The organism is Streptomyces sp. NPDC018031, from assembly GCF_044327625.1.
Classification (GTDB): Bacteria; Actinomycetota; Actinomycetes; order Streptomycetales; family Streptomycetaceae; genus Streptomyces.
This window is the reverse complement of record NZ_JBIRFT010000002.1, coordinates 1-17,183: the sequence shown is the minus strand read 5'-3', so window position 1 is coordinate 17,183 and position 17,183 is coordinate 1. Positions and strand designations below refer to the sequence as shown.

Sequence of the window (17,183 nt, the reverse complement as noted above, 5' to 3'; positions counted from 1 at the left end):
CTCGGACCTCGGATCCGGATCCTTCACGCCCCACCGTACCGCCTTCGGCTCCACCCGTGCGGGGAGCGATGTCGTGTTCACTCAGGGCTGCAAACACTAATTCCCCCCGTGTTGTTCCGTATCCTGTGCCCTTGCATTTTCGATCAATTCGTTGAGCAGGAGTTCGAGCGCGGCGATCGCGCTCGAGGCGCGGATCTCGCCGCGGTCCCCGCCGAGCCGCAGGGACGCCGTGCCGTGCACCCCGCCGGGCCCGCTGACCGCGGTGAACACCGTGCCCACCGGCCGGCCGTCCTGACCGGTCGGGCCGGCCACCCCGGTGGTGGCGACCCCCCAGTCGGCGCCCAGCAGGCGCCGTACGCCCCGCGCCATCTGCCGGGCGACCTCCGGGTCCACCGCCCCGCGCTCGGCCAGCAGCGCCCCGTCCACACCCAGCACCTCGCGCTTGACCTCGGTGGCGTAGGCGGTCACCGAGCCCCGGAAGGAGCGGGAGGCACCGGGTACCGCGGTGAGCTCCGCCGCCACCAGCCCACCGGTGAGCGACTCCGCGACGGCCACCGTCTGGCCCCGTTCCACCAGCAGCTCCAGCACCCGGACGGCCGGTTCCGCGCCGGGGGCCGGGGACCGGGTCACCGCACCGACTCCCGCTCGGCCCGCTCGCGCTGCGCGGCCAGGCCCGCGCGCCGCAGCCGGAACGCCTGGCGCACGTAGTCCAGGCCGGTCAGGAGCGTCAGCGCGACGGCGACCGCCATCACCCAGAAGCGCAGGGTGGCGAGCGGCCCGGTGAGCGCGAGGATGTACATCCCGACCGCGGTGCCCTGGGCCAGCGTCTTCATCTTGCCGCCCCGGCTGGCCGGGATCACCCCGTGCTTGATCACCCAGAAGCGCATCAGGGTGATGCCGATCTCCCGGAACAGGATCGCGCCGGTCACCCACCACGGCAGGTCGTCCAGCGCGGAGAGGCAGACCAGCGCCGCACCCATGATCGCCTTGTCGGCGATCGGGTCGGCGATCTTGCCGAAGTCGGTGACCAGGTTGTAGCGGCGGGCCAGGTGCCCGTCGAACAGGTCGGTGATCATGGCGATGGCGAAGGCCGCCCAGGCGAAGGCGCGCCAGGCCGGGTCGTAGCCGCCGTTGTGCAGCATCAGCAGCACGAAACCGGGGACCAGGAGCAGCCGGACCATGGTCAGGATGTTCGCCACGTTCCACAGGCCGGCCGGTCGCACGGACACGGCCGACGAACGGGCGCCTCCCGCGGTGGAGGCCGGGACATGGGTCATCTGACCGCCTCCTCGCCACACGCGCCACCCTGCAGCGGCAGCGGCTCCGCCACCAGATCCACTCCCTCGGTCGCGACCACCTTCGCGACGACCATACGGCCGGGCGACAGGTCCGCGCCGCCGGTGAGCAGGGTCTGGCCGTCGGTCTCCGGGGCCTGGTGGGCTCCCCGGCCGACCGGGCCGTCCTCCTCGTCGATCCGGTCCACCAGGACCTCGACGGTCTCGCCCAGCCGCTCCTCGGCACGCTGCGCGGTGAGCTCCTCGGCCAGCTGCGACAGGTGCGCCAGCCGCTCGGCGATCACTTCCGGGTCCAGCTTGTGGTCGTACCCGACCGCCTCGGTGCCCTCCTCGTCGGAGTACCCGAAGACGCCGATGGCATCCAGCCGCGCGTTGCTGATGAAGCGCTCCAGCTCGGCGAAGTCCTCCTCGGTCTCGCCGGGGAAGCCGACGATGAAGTTGGACCGCGCGCCGGCCTGCGGCGCCTTGGCTCTGATCCGATCCAGCAGGTCCAGGAAGCGGTCGGTGTCGCCGAACCGGCGCATGGCGCGCAGCACGTCCGGCGAGGAGTGCTGGAAGGACAGGTCGAAGTACGGGGCGACCTTCTCGGTCGAGGTGAGGACGTCGATCAGGCCCGGCCGCATCTCGGCGGGCTGCAGGTAGCTGACCCGGATGCGCTCGATGCCGTCGACGGCGGCCAGCTCCGGCAGCAGCGTCTCCAGCAGCCGGATGTCGCCCAGGTCCTTGCCGTAGGAGGTGTTGTTCTCGGAGACCAGCATGATCTCCTTGACGCCCTGCTCGGCGAGCCAGCGGGTCTCCCCCAGCACGTCGGAGGGGCGCCGGGAGATGAAGGAGCCGCGGAAGGACGGGATGGCGCAGAAGGAGCAGCGCCGGTCGCAGCCGGAGGCCAGCTTCACCGAGGCCACCGGGCTGCTGTCCAGCCGGCGGCGCAGCGGGGCGCGCGGCCCGGAGGCCGGCGCGAGCCCGTCGGGCAGGTCCGCGGGCGCCGAGGCGAGCGCCTCGTCCGCGGCGGCGCCGTGGCCGGGCAGTGCCACACCACCCGCCCGCTGCCGGTCGGCGGGGCTGATGGGCAGCAGTTTGCGCCGGTCACGCGGGGTGTGTGAGGCGTGGATGCCACCGGAGAGGATGGTCTGCAGGCGGTCGGAGATGTCCGCGTAGTCGTCGAAGCCGAGGACTCCGTCGGCCTCGGGCAGGGCATCGGCCAGGTCCTTGCCGTAGCGCTCGGCCATGCAGCCGACCGCCACGACGGCCTGGGTCCTCCCGTGGTCCTTGAGGTCATTGGCCTCGAGCAGGGCGTCCACCGAGTCCTTCTTGGCGGCCTCGACGAATCCACAGGTGTTGACGACGGCGACATCCGCGTCCGCGGCGTCCTCGACGAGATCCCAGCCGTCCGCTGCCAAGCGGCCTGCCAGCTCCTCCGAGTCCACCTCGTTACGGGCGCAGCCGAGCGTGACAAGGGCGACGGTACGGCGTTCGGGCATACGCTCAGACTACTTCGTCCCGGCCGCCCCTCCCGCTGCCAGGGCTGTGGATCTCCCCCGGCTCAGCCCGCCTCGGGGTCTCCCTTGGTGTAGCTCAGCCGCTGGACCTGCCCGTTCGCTCCGACTTCCTTGACTTCCTTGCCGTTGACGAACAGCTGTACGGCGCCGGCATTGCCCAGGACGAGGTCGATCCGCTTGCTGTCGGTGAAGGTGCGGGAGTCGCCCTCGCGCAGGACGCCCTCGTGGAGCAGCCGGCCGTTGTGGTTCCGGGCGGAGATCCAGCTCTGCCCGTTCTCGGCGCTGAGCTTGACCGTGACCTTGTTGACCGGGACCCCGGCGACGGCGCTGGTGGACGGCTCCGGCTCGGGGTCGGCCGGCTTGCCGGTGGTGGGACGCGCGGTGCCGGGTTCGGTCTGCGGGGGCTCCTCGGCGACCGTGCGGCCCTCGTCGCCCCCGCCGGTGAAGAGGGTGAAGCCCACGAAGCCGACCACGACCACGATGGCGGCGACCATCGCGGCGGTCCAGTTGGGGCGGCGCGGCTCGGACCGGATGCGCTCGGCCTCGAAGAGCGGCGCCGCCGGGGTGGGTTCCGGGCGCCCGCCGTGATCCGCGTCGTACTGGGCGACCAGGGCGGCCGGATCCAGGCCGACCTCGCGGGCCAGCGCGCGGATGTGGCCGCGTGCGTAGACGTCGCCGCCGCAGCGGCTGAAGTCGTCCTGTTCGATGCCGCGCACGAGCGGGACGCGCACCCGGGTGATGCTGCTGACCTCGTCGACGGAGAGGCCGGCGCGGATCCGGGCCTGCTGGAGGGCACGACCGACCGACGGCCGGTCGTCTTCGGGGGAGTTGCCGATGGACACGGGGGCGCCTTTCGAGCGTGTAGCCACCTGCTGGAGGTTCAGTCTAGGGGTGGTACGAAAGGGTCGGGCAAGCGGGAGGGCGGTCTTTGTACGCCATCAGAACAGGCCGCTCGCGGACACCGTGGCACATCGATCCATCACCTCGCTCAACTTGACGTATCGACCCGGGAAACGGTTGCCCGCCGTTTCCCTCACGGTTGAGCCTCCCCCCGGATCACCGCCAGCACTCCATCCAATTCCTCCGGTTTGACCAGGACGTCCCGGGCCTTGGAACCCTCGCTCGGGCCGACGACGCCCCGCGACTCCATCAGGTCCATCAGCCGGCCGGCCTTGGCGAACCCCACCCGCAGCTTCCGCTGGAGCATCGAGGTCGACCCGAACTGGGTGGAGACCACCAGTTCGGCCGCCTGGCACAGCAGGTCGAGGTCGTCGCCGATGTCCTCGTCGATCTCCTTCTTCTTCGCCGTCCCGACCGTCACGTCCTCCCGGAAGACCGGCGCCATCTGCGCCTTGCAGTGCTCGACGACGACGGCCACCTCCTGCTCGGTGACGTAGGCGCCCTGCATCCGGACCGGCTTGCTCGCCCCCATCGGCAGGAAGAGGCTGTCGCCCTTGCCGATCAGCTTCTCGGCCCCCGCCTGGTCGAGGATCACCCGGCTGTCGGCGAGCGAGGAGGTGGCGAAGGCGAGCCGGGAGGGCACGTTCGCCTTGATCAGGCCGGTCACCACGTCCACCGAGGGCCGCTGGGTGGCGAGCACCAGGTGGATGCCGGCGGCCCGGGCCAGCTGGGTGATGCGGACGATGGAGTCCTCCACGTCGCGCGGCGCCACCATCATCAGGTCCGCCAGCTCGTCGACGATCACCAGCAGGTACGGGTAGGGCCGCAGCTCGCGCTCGCTGCCCTCGGGCGGTACGACCTTGCCCTTGCGGACGGCGGCGTTGAAGTCGTCGATGTGCCGGAACCCGAACGCGGCGAGGTCGTCGTAGCGCAGGTCCATCTCCCGCACCACCCACTGCAGCGCCTCGGCGGCGCGCTTCGGGTTGGTGATGATCGGCGTGATCAGGTGCGGGATGCCCTCGTACGCGGTCAGCTCGACCCGCTTGGGGTCCACCAGCACCATCCGCACGTCGTCCGGGGTGGCCCGGGCCATCACCGAGGTGATCAGGCAGTTGATGCAGGACGACTTGCCGGACCCGGTGGCGCCCGCCACCAGCACGTGCGGCATCTTCGCCAGGTTGGCCGAGACGTAGCCGCCCTCGACGTCCTTGCCCAGCCCTACCACCAGCGGGTGGTCGTCGCCGACCGCCTCCGCCGACCGCAGCACATCACCCAGGTTGACCATCTCGCGGTCGCTGTTGGGGATCTCGATGCCGACCGCGGACTTGCCCGGGATCGGGCTGATGATGCGCACGTCGGGGCTGGCGACCGCGTAGGCGATGTTCTTGGTGAGCGCCGTGATCCGCTCCACCTTCACCGCCGGGCCCAGCTCGACCTCGTAGCGGGTGACCGTCGGGCCGCGGGTGAAGCCGGTCACCGCGGCGTCCACCTTGAACTCCGCGAAGACGTTGGTCAGCGAGGCGACCACGGCGTCGTTGGCCGCGCTGCGCGTCTTGCCGGGCCCGCCGCGCTCCAGCAGGTCCAGCGAGGGCAGTGCGTAGGTGATGTCGCCGGACAGCTGGAGCTGCTCGGCCCGCGGCGGCAGCGGGTCCGCGGGTTCGGGCGCGGTCCGGGTCAGGTCGGGGACGACCTGGGTGCGCTCCTCCTCCCCGGCGGACCCCGCGGCCGCACGGCCCGGCGGCACGGCCCCCCGGGCGGACGGCACCCCGGCGCCGGTGCGCTCGCCGGAGATGCCGGTGCTGAGCCCGGCCACCAGCGGCGACGGCTGCACGCCGTGCAGCACCGCACCGTCCAGCGCGGCCGCCGCGGCGGCGGCCACGTCCACCGCGTCCGGCGGACCGCCCGCCGGCGGCTCGACCGCCGCGCCCCGGCGGGACCCTCGGCGCCGGTCCAGCGCCTCCTCCTCGGCTTGCTCGGCGTCGGGACCGCCGGCCGCGGCGGCCCGGGCGGCCGCGGCCCGGCGCGGCCGGCGGGGACGCGGCTCCCGCCACTCCTCGGCGTACTCCCCCGGCTCGTCCGCCACCTCCTGCTCGACGGCGTACCCGTAGTCGTACACCTCGTGGTGACCGTGGTCGCGGAGCAGCCCGAGCCGCACGCCGAGGGACCGCAGCCGCTGCGGGACCGCCGCCACCGGGGTCGCGGTCACCACCAGCAGACCGAAGACGGTGAGCAGTACCAGCAGCGGCACGGCCAGCACCGCGCCCATCGCGTAGACCAGCGGGGCGGAGAACGCCCAGCCGATCAGGCCCCCGGCGTCCTGGACCGCCTCGGTGTCGGCCCGGGCCGGTGAACCGCAGGCGATGTGCACCTGCCCCAGCACGCCGACGACGAGCGCGGACAGGCCGATGACGATGCGCCCGTTGGCCTCGGGCTTCTCGGGATGGAGGATCAGCCGGGTGGCGATGGCGCCCAGGAGTATCGGCACGATGAGGTCGAGCCGGCCGAACGCCCCGGTCACCAGCATCTCGACCAGGTCGCCGACCGGGCCGTGCAGATTGGACCAGGTGCCGGCCGCCACGATCAGCGCCAGGGCGAGCAGCAGCAGCGCCAGCCCGTCCTTGCGGTGCGCCGGGTCCAGCCCCTTGGCGCCCCGCCCTATCCCCCGGAACAGTGCGGCCACCCCGCGGGCGATGCCCATCCACACCGCCCGGACCGCGCGGAACACCCCGTTGGAGGGCGAGGGCGCGGGCTTGGCCGGCACTTTGGCCACGGCCTTCCTCGCCGGTGCCTTCTTCGCGGGCGCGGCGGGCTTCTTGGCGGGCGCCTTCTTGGCCGCCGTCTTCTTCGCGGGCGCCTTCTTCGCAGCGCCCGGCGGCTGTCCGGCGCGCTGCTTGGAGGTGCCCGCCGTGCTCTGGGAACCCTTGCCGGACGTACGAGAGGCCATGAGGGCGAGATTACCCGCGTCCGCCGGACGGGGCACGTATGGCCGACCGTTTCACCGAGGCGGGCCCGGGGCGGCCCGCCGCGCGGCGTGACGGCGCGTCAGCGGTCAGCCCTGGGAGGGCACCTGGCCGCCGCCCCCGCCCGCGCCCGGCTCCAGCGCGTCCAGCGCCCGGCGCAGTCCGGTGAGTTTGCGCTCCAGGTGCGCCGCGGTGGCCACCGCGGCCGCGTCCGCCGACTCGTTCAGCTGCTTGGACAGCGCCTCGGCCTGCTCCTCGACGGCGGCCAGCCGGGCGGACAGCTCGGCGAGCAGCCCGGCCGGCTCCTTGCCGTCCACGGCGAGCGGCTGGTCGTTCTCCAACTGCAGGCGCAGCAGCGCGGCCTGCTCCCGCAACTGGCAGTTCTTCATGTACAGATCGACGAAGACCGAGACCTTGGCGCGCAGCACCCACGGGTCGAAGGGCTTCGAGATGTAGTCGACCGCGCCCGCCGCATAACCCCGGAAGGTGTGGTGCGGACCGTGGTTGATCGCGGTCAGGAAGATGATCGGGATGTCCCGGGTGCGCTCCCGCCGCTTGATGTGCGCGGCCGTCTCGAATCCGTCCATCCCCGGCATCTGGACGTCCAGCAGGATGACCGCGAAGTCATCCGTGAGCAGCGCCTTGAGTGCTTCCTCCCCTGACGATGCCCGTACCAGGGTCTGATCGAGCGCGGAGAGAATGGCCTCCAGCGCCAGCAGATTCTCCGGCCGGTCATCGACCAGGAGGATCTTGGCCTTCTGCACCATGGCCGACCGTCCTCCTCGCCCTGGCATCGGGCCGCCCCTGCTCTCCGAGCTCGGGGAAGCGCGGTGCGCCACCCCAGGGGACGACTCCCTCGCGCCGCCCGTCCTTGTGCCGGTCATGGTAGCCGCACCCCGCCTGTCGACACACCCTGTCACCGCGATGTCACTGCGCACGTAAGCGAAACGCGGTGGGAGACCAGAAGGTTCCCCACCGGCCGCCGTTCCACACGTGCCGGGCCACGGAGTGTCAGCAAACTGCCGCCGTGGCCCCGGACCGTCACTCGGTGCGCATCCACTGCTCCATCACCGTGAGGAGGTGGTCGGTGTCCACCGGCTTGGTGACGTAGTCCGACGCGCCCGACTCGATGCTCTTCTCCCGGTCCCCCTTCATCGCCTTCGCGGTGAGCGCGATGATCGGCAGGCCCGCGAACTGCGGCATCCGCCGGATCGCCGCGGTGGTGGCGTACCCGTCCATCTCCGGCATCATGATGTCCATCAGGACCAGCACCACGTCGTCGTGCTGCTCCAGGACCTCGATGCCCTCCCGGCCGTTCTCCGCGTACAGCACCTGCAGCCCGTGCTGCTCCAGCACGCTGGTGAGCGCGAAGACGTTCCGGATGTCGTCGTCGACGATCAGCACCTTCTCACCGTGGAATCCGGTGCCCTGGTCGGTGGCCACCAGGTCCTGGCCGCCCAGCAGCCAGGGCTCGGGGGCCTGACCCGCCGTCCCGCGCTCGCCCTCGCCGCCCCGGGCGGCCCGCTGCCGCCGCCGGGAGAGCGCGCCGGCGCCCCGCGGCTGCGGTGCCGCGGCGGGCGCCTCGGCCTGGGCCGCGTGCTGCTCCGCCGGCTCGCCCGCCTCCAGGGCCGGCAGGTCGGCGGCGTCGCCGCCGGGAGCGAGCTGCGGGTAGCCCTGCGGCGGCAGCTCGCTGGGGTGCAGCGGCAGGTAGAGGGTGAAGGTGGAGCCGCGCCCCGGTTCGCTGGCCGCGTGGATCTCACCGCCCAGCAGCCGGGCGATCTCCCGGCTGATGGACAGCCCCAGCCCGGTGCCGCCGTACTTGCGGCTGGTGGTCCCGTCGGCCTGTTTGAACGCCTCGAAGATGACCCGCATCTTGCTGGCCGCGATGCCGATCCCGGTGTCGGTCACCGAGAACGCGATCATGCCGGCGTCCGGGTCGCGCAGCGCGCCGTGCTCCAGCAACTGCTCGCGGATCGCGTCCGGGACGTCCGCCCCGGCCGGCCGGATCACCAGCTCCACCGCGCCGGTGTCGGTGAACTTCACCGCGTTGGACAGCAGGTTCCGCAGCACCTGCAGCAGCCGCTGCTCGTCGGTGTGCAGGGTCGCGGGCAGCTCCGGGGAGACCCGGACCGAGAAGTCCAGGCCCTTCTCCGCGGTCAGCGGCCGGAACGTGGCCTCCACGTAGTCCACCAGCTGCACCAGGGCGATACGGGTCGGGCTGACGTCCATCTTGCCCGCCTCGACCTTGGACAGGTCCAGGATGTCGTTGATCAGCTGGAGCAGGTCGGAGCCGGCCCCGTGGATCGTCTCGGCGAACTCCACCTGCTTCGGCGACAGGTTGCCGTCGGCGTTGTCGGCGAGCAGCTTGGCCAGGATGAGCAGCGAGTTGAGCGGGGTGCGCAGCTCGTGCGACATGTTGGCCAGGAACTCGGACTTGTAGCGCATCGAGACGGCGAGCTGCTCGGCGCGCTCCTCCAGGACCTGCCGCGCCTCCTCGATCTCGGTGTTCTTCACCTCGATGTCGCGGTTCTGCCGTGCCAGCCGCTCGGACTTCTCCTCCAGCTCCGCGTTGGACGCCTGGAGGGCCTTCTGCCGGTTCTCCAGCTCCGCCGAACGCTCCCGCAGCTGCTCGGTGAGCTCCTGGGACTGCTTGAGCAGTTCCTCGGTCTTGGTGTTGACGCTGATGGTGTTGACGCTGGTGCCGATCATCTCGGCGATCTGGTTGAGGAAGTCCTTCTGGATCTGCGCGAAGGGCTGGAACGAGGCGAGCTCGATGACGCCCAGCACCTTGCCCTCGAAGAGCACCGGCAACACGATGACGTGCGCCGGGGCGGCCTCGCCGAGCCCGGAGGCGATCTTGAGGTAGCCCGGTGGCACGTGCTCCACCAGGATGGTGCGCTTCTCCTTCGCCGCGGTGCCGATCAGCGTCTCGCCGGGGCGGAAGGAGGTCGGCATCGACCCCATCGAGTAGCCGTAGCTGCCGATCAGGGTGAGTTGGTAGTTCTCGTCGTACCCGCCGTCCGCGCCATCCGCGCCGGCCGCGCCCGCCGCCTCGAGCTCGGCCACCGGCACGGCCAGGAAGAACGCGCCGTGCTGGGCGGAGACCACCGGGGTCAGCTCGCTCATGATCAGCCCGGCGACGTCCTCCAGCTCCCGCCGGCCCTGCATCAGACCGGAGATGCGGGCCAGGTTCCCCTTGAGCCAGTCCTGCTCCTTGTTGGCGAGTGTGGTCTCGCGCAGGTTGGCGATCATCGTGTTGATGTTGTCCTGGAGCTTCAGGATCTCGCCCGCGGCGTCGGCGTCGATCTTGAGGTTGAGATCGCCGCGGGTCACCGCGGTGGCGACCTCGGCGATGGCCCGCACCTGCCGGGTGAGGTTCCCGGCCATCTCGTTCACCGACTCGGTGAGGTCCTGCCAGGTGCCGGCCACGTCCCGGACCCGGGCCTGGCCGCCCAGCTGCCCCTCGGTGCCCACCTCCCGGGCCACCCGGGTCACCTCCTCGGCGAACGAGGACAGCTGGTCGACCATGGTGTTGATGGTGGTCTTCAGTTCGAGGATCTCGCCCCGGGCGTCGATGTCGATCTTCTTGGTGAGGTCGCCGTTGGCGATCGCGGTGGTGACCATCGCGATGTTGCGGACCTGGCCGGTGAGGTTGTTGGCCATCGAGTTGACCGACTCCGTCAGGTCCTTCCAGGTCCCGGAGACGCCGGGCACCCGGGCCTGGCCGCCGAGGATGCCCTCGGTGCCCACCTCGCGGGCCACCCGGGTCACCTCGTCCGCGAACGACGAAAGCGTCGTCACCATCGTGTTGACGGTGTCGGCGAGCTGGGCCACCTCGCCGCGCGCCTCCACGGTGACCTTCTTGCTCAGGTCGCCGTTGGCCACCGCCGTGGCCACGTGGGAGATGTTGCGCACCTGGTTGGTGAGGTTGTTCGCCATCAGGTTCACATTGCTGGTCAGGTCCTTCCAGATGCCGGTGACACCCGGCACCCGGGCCTGGCCGCCCAACTGGCCCTCGGTGCCCACCTCACGGGCCACCCGGGTCACCTGCTCGGCGAAGTCCGACAGCTGGTCGACCATGGTGTTGACCGTGGTGACCAGTTCCAGGATCTCGCCCTTGGCGTCCACGGTGATCTTCTTCGACAGGTCGCCCTTGGCGACCGCCGTGGTGACCTCCGCGATGTTGCGCACCTGCGAGGTCAGGTTGGCGGCCATGCCGTTGACGGACTGGGTGAGGTCCTTCCAGGTGCCGGAGACGCCCTGCACCTCGGCCTGGCCGCCGAGGATCCCCTCGGTGCCCACCTGGCGCGCCACCCGGGTCACCTGCTCCGCGAACGACGACAGCTGGTCGACCATCGTGTTGAGGGTGTTGCGCAGCTCCAGGATCTCGCCGCGGGCGTCCACGTCGATCTTCTGCGACAGGTCGCCGCGCGCCACCGCGGTGGCGACCTGCGCGATGTTGCGGACCTGTGCGGTGAGGTTGCCGGCCATCCCGTTCACCGAGTCGGTCAGGTCCCGCCACACACCGGCCACCCCGGGCACCTGGGCCTGGCCGCCCAGCCGCCCGTCCGTACCCACCTCGCGGGCCACCCGGGTCACCTGCTCGGCGAAGTCCGACAGCTGGTCGACCATCGTGTTGATGGTGTTCTTCAACTCCAGGATCTCGCCGCGGGCGTCCACCTCGATCTTCTGCGACAGGTCGCCGCGCGCCACCGCGGTGGTCACCTGCGCGATGTTGCGCACCTGCGAGGTCAGGTTGCCGGCCATGAAGTTGACCGAGTCGGTGAGGTCCTTCCAGGTACCGGAGACGCCGTCCACCTTCGCCTGGCCGCCCAGCCGGCCCTCGGTGCCCACGTCCCGGGCCATCCGGGTCACCTGGTCGGCGAACGAGGACAGCTGGTCCACCATGGTGTTCACGGTGTTCTTCAGCTCCAGCATCTCGCCGGAGACGTCGACGGTGACCTTCTGCGACAGGTCGCCGTTGGCCACCGCCGTGGTGACCTGCGCGATGTTGCGGACCTGGCCGGTGAGGTTGCGGAACGCGGTGTTCACCGAGTCGGTGAGGTCCTTCCACGTGCCCGCCGCGCCCGGCACCTGCGCCTGGCCGCCCAGCTCGCCCTCGACCCCGATCTCCCGGGCCACCCGGGTCACCTCGGAGCCGAAGGACTGGAGCTGGTCCACCATCGTGTTGACGGTGTTCTTCAGCTCCAGCATCTCCCCGGCCACGTCGACGGTGACCTTCTGCGACAGGTCGCCGCTCGCCACCGCCGTGGTCACCTGCGCGATGTCCCGCACCTGCGCGGTGAGGTTGCGGAACGCGGTGTTCACCGAGTCGGTGAGGTCCTTCCACGTCCCCGCCGCGCCCGGCACCTGCGCCTGGCCGCCCAGCAGGCCCTCGGCGCCCACCTCGCTGGCCACCCGGGTCACCTCGTCCGCGAAGGTGCGCAGCGTCTCGGTCATGGTGTTGATGGTGTCGGCGAGCTGCGCGACCTCGCCGCGCGCGCTCACCGTGACCTTCTGCGACAGATCACCGCTGGCGACCGCGGTGGTCACCTGGGCGATCCCGCGCACCTGCGCGGTGAGGTTCCCGGCCATCAGGTTGACCGAGTCGGTCAGGTCCTTCCAGACGCCGGCCACCCCGGGCACCTTCGCCTGGCCGCCGAGTTCGCCCTCGGTACCGACCTCCCGGGCCACCCGGGTCACCTCGGAGGCGAACGACGAGAGCTGGTCCACCATGGTGTTCACGGTGTTCTTCAGCTCCAGCATCTCCCCGGCGACGTGCACCGTGACCTTGCGGGAGAGGTCGCCCTTGGCCACCGCCGTGGTGACCAGGGCGATGTCCCGCACCTGCGCGGTGAGCCGGGACGCCATCGTGTTGACGGAGTCCGTGAGGTCCTTCCAGGAACCGGACATACCGCGCACCCGCGCCTGGCCGCCCAGCTTCCCCTCGGTGCCCACTTCACGGGCGACCCGGGTCACCTCGTCGGTGAACGCCGACAGCTGGTCCACCAGCCCGTTGACGGTACGGCCGACCCGGAGGAACTCGCCGCGCAGCGGATGCGGCGCGGTGCCGTCCGGTGCCTGCGCCCGCAGGTCCATCCGCTGGTCCAGATCGCCCTCGGCGACCGCCGTCAGCACCCGGCCGACCTCGGACACCGGCCGCACCAGGTCGTCGACGAGCGCGTTGGAGGCGTCGATCGCGGCCGCCCAGGCGCCCTCGCACGGGCCGGTCTCCAGCCGCTCGGTCAGCTTCCCCTCCCGGCCCACCACCCGGCGGACCCGGGCCAGCTCCCCGGTGAGCTGGAGGTTGCGTTCCGCGATCTCGTTGTACACCTCGGCGATCTCGGCCATCACGCCGTCGCCGGAGACCGCCAGCCGCTTGCGGAAATTACCGTCCCGCATCGCCGTCATCACGTTGAGCAACCGGTGCAGCGCAGCCGTCTCCACCTCGATCGTCCCGCTGCGCTGTTTGGCCCGGGACTGTCCGCCCTTCGTGCGCGTGTTCCTGCCCCGCGCCGCTGCGCCAGACTCCACCGTGTCCCTCCCGCAGGTCGACCGTCGGGTTCTTCCGCTTCCGAGCTTCCCAGTCTTTCACTCCGGGAACGCCGGGCCGTAACAGTTGGGGCAGCATCGCACACCGGACAGGGCACTCTCAGGGTGGAAACACTTCCCACCGGCATTCGCGTGAGCCGTGGAGGTAAGTAACCTGGCATCCGGCTAGGGCATCGGAGGGGCGCTGCACATGGGTGAGCAGATCGCCGGGACACACATGAGGAGACCTGTGATCACGGCGCGAGCGGCCGCCACCTTCGAACCGGTGGGACGCTCGGTCGCCTCCGCCCGTACCTTCGTCCGGGACACGCTGCAGGGCTGGGGCCTCACCGACATCGTCGACGACGCGGTGGTCCTCACCAGCGAGCTGGTCACCAACGCCGTGGTGCACGCCGGCACCGCGGCCGACGTCAGCTGCGTCCGCGCCGAGTACGGGGTGCGGGTGGAGGTCGCCGACCGCTACCCGGAGCGCGAGCTGCCGCTGGAGAACGCCGGGCGCAACTACGGCTCACCGGATCGCGAGGGCGGCCGGGGTCTGCTCCTGTGCGCCGCGCTCGCCTCCCGCTGGGGCGTGGAGTACAGCGCCGCGCAGAAGCAGGTGTGGTTCCAGCTGGACTTCCCCGACCGGCCGGCGGGCACCCGCTCGGCGGGCCCGGCCCTGCCGTCCGAGGCGCTGCCGGTGACCGACACCCGGGTGCGGGTCGCCGTGATCCAGATCGACCACACCACCGCGATCAGCGCCTGGAACGACGACGCCCAGGAGTTGTTCGGCTACCCGGCGGAACAGGTCGTCGGCAAGCCGCTGGCCGACCTCGCCGCCTGGCCGCACACCCCGGGCACCGGAACCGGCATCGCCGAGGCGCTCCGGCTGTCCCGCTGGGAGGGCAGCTACGGCATCCGCGGCGCCGACGGCCGGGTGCTCCCCGTCTACGCGTCCCACCTGCGGGTCCGGGACGCCGACGGCGCCCCCTCCACGGTCTGCCTGCTGGTCCGCGACCACGAGCGCGCGGTGCTGCAGAGCCCGGTGCGCGGGCCGTCCGGCGACGGCGGCAGCGTCCCCGAGCGGGGCACCTCCAGTGACGCCTTCGAGGTGTTCATCGGCTCCCCGGCGCCGGACGACCTGGACGGGCTGCTGCAGCGCACCGTGGAACGGGCCCGGGACATGCTCGACGGCGACTCGGCCTATCTGCTGCTCGCCACCGACGACGAGACCGAACTGGAGGTGCGCGCCTCCACCGGACTGCCGTCCGCCCGCCAGCGCTTCGCCCGGGTGCCCGTCGAGGCCGGCACCGGCCGCTACGGGTCGGCCCGCATGCCGGCCGTCCACGAGGACCTCACCGTGGTGCCGGGCGCCGTGCCGCTGCTCGCCAACACCGGCATGCGCTCGGTCGTCACCGTCCCGCTGAAGGTCGAGGGCCGGCTGACCGGGTCGCTGGGCGTGGCCGCCGAGGCCCCCGGCCGCTACAGCAACGAGGAGGCGCTGCGGCTGCAGTTCGCGGCCGACCGGATCGCGCTCGCCGTCGAGTCCGCCCGGCTGACCGAGCTGGAACGACTCCGCCGCGGCTCGCTGTCCTTCCTCGTGGAGGCGTCCGACCTGCTGGCCGGAACCCTGGACCGGGACCAGACGCTGGCCCTGATGGCGCAGATGACGGTGCCCACCCTGGCCACCTGGTGTGCCGTGTACACCATCGCCGACCCGTCCTCGGAGCCCGAGCTCAGCTATGTGCTGCACGAGGACGAGGACCGCATCGACGGGCTGAAGGCGCTGCTGGCGAAGGTCGATCCGCCGGAGCCGGTGACCACCCCGGGCGCCCGGGTCTGGTCGGCGCCCGCCGACGCGGCGAACGCCGCCGCGCTGCGCACCACGCTCCGCAGCCTCAACCTCGGCGACGCCGCGCGCCCCTCCTCCGGTCCCGGGGCCACGCTGGCCACCGCCGCCGCGGTGGGCGGCGAGACCGTGGTGCTGCCGCTGGTGGCCCGGAACCGGGTGATCGGCATGCTGACCCTGGGGAAGCCGACCGACGAGCACTTCCGCCAGGAGATCCTGGAACTGGCCGAGGACCTCTCCCGGCGGGCGGCGCTGGCGCTCGACAACGCCCGGCTGTACTCGGAGCGGACCGCCATCAGCCAGTCGCTGCAACGCAGCCTGCTGCCGCCGGAGCTGCCCGAGGTCGCCGGCGTCGAGGTCGAGGTGATCTACCGGGCGGCCGGTGAGGGCAACGAGGTCGGCGGTGACTTCTACGACCTGTTCCCGATCCGCGACGGCGCCTACGGCTTCGCGATCGGCGACGTGTGCGGTACCGGTCCGGAGGCCGCCGCCGTCACCGGCCTGGCCCGGCACGCCCTCCGCCTGCTGGCCCGGGAGGGCTTCGGCGGCCCGGCGGTGCTGGAGCGGCTGAACGCGGCCATCCTCGACGAGGGCGCCCGCAGTCGCTTCCTCACCCTCCTCTACGGCGAGTTGTGGCCGCAGCCGGACGGCAGTGCGCTGCTGAAGGTGGTGTGCGCCGGGCACCCGCTGCCCCTGCGCCTGCGGCCGGACGGCACGGTGGACGCGGCCGCCGAACCGCAGCCGCTGCTCGGCGTGATGGACGACCTCGAACTGTACGAGCAGACGGTGTCGCTCGACCCGGGCGATGTCCTGCTCTGCGTCACCGACGGGGTCACCGAGCGCCGTGAGGGTTCCCGGATGCTCGGGGACGACGGTCTCGCGGATGTGCTGACCACCTGTACCGGTCTCACCGCCGGCGCGGTCGCGGCCCGGGTGCTGCGGGCGGTGGAACGGTTCGCCGTCGAGCCGCCCTCCGACGACATGGCGATCCTGGCGATGCGGGTGCCGGAGCCGCGGGCTCCCGAGGACTGACGGCGCCGGCCCCGGTGCGCGGCGGCCCCGGCGAGGCCGCCGGCGCCGCCGCGCACCGGGGCCGCACACGAAGAAAGGCCCCCGCCGAACGGCGGGGGCCTTTCCTTCTTTTCCAGAGCCCCAATACGGAATCGAACCGTAGACCTTCTCCTTACCATGGAGACGCTCTGCCGACTGAGCTATTGGGGCGGGCCAACGAAAAGAATCATACCCGAACTTGGGTGCGCTCCGAACCACCCGCCCCATCAGCCCCGCGCGGCGACTCGCGACAGGTTCTCAGGCGGCGGACCGCAGCAGACCGCCCAGCGCGTTGCAGGCCGACACGACGCGCTGCAGCTCCCGCCGGGACATCGACGCGTCGACCGGCAGCGCCAGGCACTCGTCGGCGGCCCGTTCGGTCTCCGCCAGCCACAACTCCCGCCGGAAGCGCGGCAGACGGTGCACGGGGGTCTGTACGGGGACGTGGCAGACGACGCCCCGGGAACGCAGCGCGCGGGCGAACGCGTCCCGGTCCGGCCGGCCGTTGCCGGGGACCCGCACCACGTACTGCTGGTAGCTGTGCACCACCCCGGCGGCCACCACGGGGGTGAGCACGCCGCGCAACTTCCCGTCCAGGAAGGCGGCGTGGGCCTGGCGCCGGCCGATCTCGGCGATCGGCTCGTGCACCGCGCCGTACCCGATGACCCGCACGTCGTGCCGGGCGCCGAGTTCGTTGAAGCGTGCCATGTCGGCCGGGTGTCCGAAGGTGTGCACGGGGACGACGGCCGCGGTCCGCCCGGTGACCGCCGCGGCCGCGGCGGCCGGGTCCAGGCAGTAGGAGTCGGCGTCTATGTCCACGAACACCGGGCGGGCGCCGGCCAGGAGCACCGCTTCCGCGGCCTCGGGCGTGCCGTAGGCAGGCACGATCACCTCGTCGCCGGGACGCACGCCCGACTCTGTCAACTCACGTCGCAGCTCATCCGCTGGAGTCCCCATGGCCGCATCGTGCCCAGGCAACATGAACGTGGAGTGTCCCGGAACGCAACGCAGTGAAGCCCTGCCAGGAACCTCCGAAGAGGCTCCCGACAGGGCTTCACACAAAAATTGTTCGGCGGCGTCCTACTCTCCCACAGGGTCC

General features: G+C 71.8%; 9 protein-coding genes and 1 tRNA gene. 1 reads left to right on the top strand and 9 read right to left on the bottom strand.

Annotation, left to right across the window (positions count from 1 at the left end):
* Window positions 1-96: 96 nt before the first annotated feature.
* The 7 genes from ACH4B3_RS06435 to ACH4B3_RS06405 form a co-directional block, all read right to left on the bottom strand.
* On the bottom strand, window positions 97-630 hold the full coding sequence (locus ACH4B3_RS06435) for a CinA family protein (RefSeq protein ID WP_398461612.1): 534 nt from the start codon (window positions 628-630) through the stop codon (window positions 97-99).
* Window positions 627-1,277: a CDP-diacylglycerol--glycerol-3-phosphate 3-phosphatidyltransferase gene (gene pgsA / locus ACH4B3_RS06430; protein ID WP_398461611.1), complete on the bottom strand. Its 651-nt coding sequence runs from the start codon at window positions 1,275-1,277 to the stop codon at window positions 627-629. The genes ACH4B3_RS06435 and pgsA overlap by 4 nt, the downstream gene beginning before the upstream one ends.
* A complete protein-coding gene (gene rimO, locus ACH4B3_RS06425; RefSeq protein WP_398461610.1) occupies window positions 1,274-2,776 on the bottom strand; it encodes a 30S ribosomal protein S12 methylthiotransferase RimO in 1,503 nt (500 codons plus the stop codon). Before rimO ends, pgsA begins: the two co-directional genes overlap by 4 nt.
* 62 nt (window positions 2,777-2,838) lie before the next feature.
* Window positions 2,839-3,636 (bottom strand): helix-turn-helix domain-containing protein, encoded by a 798-nt coding sequence (locus ACH4B3_RS06420; protein ID WP_398461609.1) that lies wholly within the window; start codon window positions 3,634-3,636, stop codon window positions 2,839-2,841.
* Between the two features lie 191 nt (window positions 3,637-3,827).
* Window positions 3,828-6,638 carry a DNA translocase FtsK gene (locus tag ACH4B3_RS06415; protein WP_398461608.1) on the bottom strand — a complete coding sequence of 937 codons (2,811 nt, stop codon included), beginning with the start codon at window positions 6,636-6,638 and terminating at the stop codon, window positions 3,828-3,830.
* 105 nt (window positions 6,639-6,743) lie between these two features.
* Window positions 6,744-7,421 carry a two-component system response regulator gene (locus ACH4B3_RS06410; RefSeq protein ID WP_398461607.1) on the bottom strand — a complete coding sequence of 226 codons (678 nt, stop codon included), beginning with the start codon at window positions 7,419-7,421 and terminating at the stop codon, window positions 6,744-6,746.
* Between the two features lie 274 nt (window positions 7,422-7,695).
* Window positions 7,696-13,188, bottom strand: coding sequence for a HAMP domain-containing protein (locus tag ACH4B3_RS06405; RefSeq protein WP_398461606.1), 5,493 nt, complete (start codon window positions 13,186-13,188; stop codon window positions 7,696-7,698).
* Window positions 13,189-13,435: 247 nt separating this feature from the next.
* On the opposite strand from ACH4B3_RS06405, the gene ACH4B3_RS06400 reads away from it, so the two are divergent.
* Window positions 13,436-16,066 (top strand): SpoIIE family protein phosphatase, encoded by a 2,631-nt coding sequence (locus tag ACH4B3_RS06400; RefSeq protein WP_398461605.1) that lies wholly within the window; start codon window positions 13,436-13,438, stop codon window positions 16,064-16,066.
* A gap of 116 nt (window positions 16,067-16,182) precedes the next feature.
* On the opposite strand, the gene ACH4B3_RS06395 is transcribed toward ACH4B3_RS06400, so the two are convergent.
* Together ACH4B3_RS06395 and ACH4B3_RS06390 are read right to left on the bottom strand one after the other, a co-directional pair.
* Window positions 16,183-16,255, bottom strand: a tRNA-Thr gene (locus ACH4B3_RS06395).
* A gap of 87 nt (window positions 16,256-16,342) precedes the next feature.
* Window positions 16,343-17,041 (bottom strand): DegT/DnrJ/EryC1/StrS family aminotransferase, encoded by a 699-nt coding sequence (locus tag ACH4B3_RS06390; RefSeq protein ID WP_398461604.1) that lies wholly within the window; start codon window positions 17,039-17,041, stop codon window positions 16,343-16,345.
* Window positions 17,042-17,183 lie beyond the last annotated feature (142 nt).

Bases quoted from the DNA above. Each gene is read 5' to 3' on its own strand.
- pgsA (WP_398461611.1), bottom strand. From the start codon at position 1,277: ATGACCCATGTCCCGGCCTCCACCGCGGGAGGCGCCCGTTCGTCGGCC.
- rimO (WP_398461610.1), bottom strand. From the start codon at position 2,776: ATGCCCGAACGCCGTACCGTCGCCCTTGTCACGCTCGGCTGCGCCCGT.
- ACH4B3_RS06415 (WP_398461608.1), bottom strand. From the start codon at position 6,638: ATGGCCTCTCGTACGTCCGGCAAGGGTTCCCAGAGCACGGCGGGCACC.
- ACH4B3_RS06410 (WP_398461607.1), bottom strand. From the start codon at position 7,421: ATGGTGCAGAAGGCCAAGATCCTCCTGGTCGATGACCGGCCGGAGAAT.
- ACH4B3_RS06390 (WP_398461604.1), bottom strand. From the start codon at position 17,041: ATGGGGACTCCAGCGGATGAGCTGCGACGTGAGTTGACAGAGTCGGGC.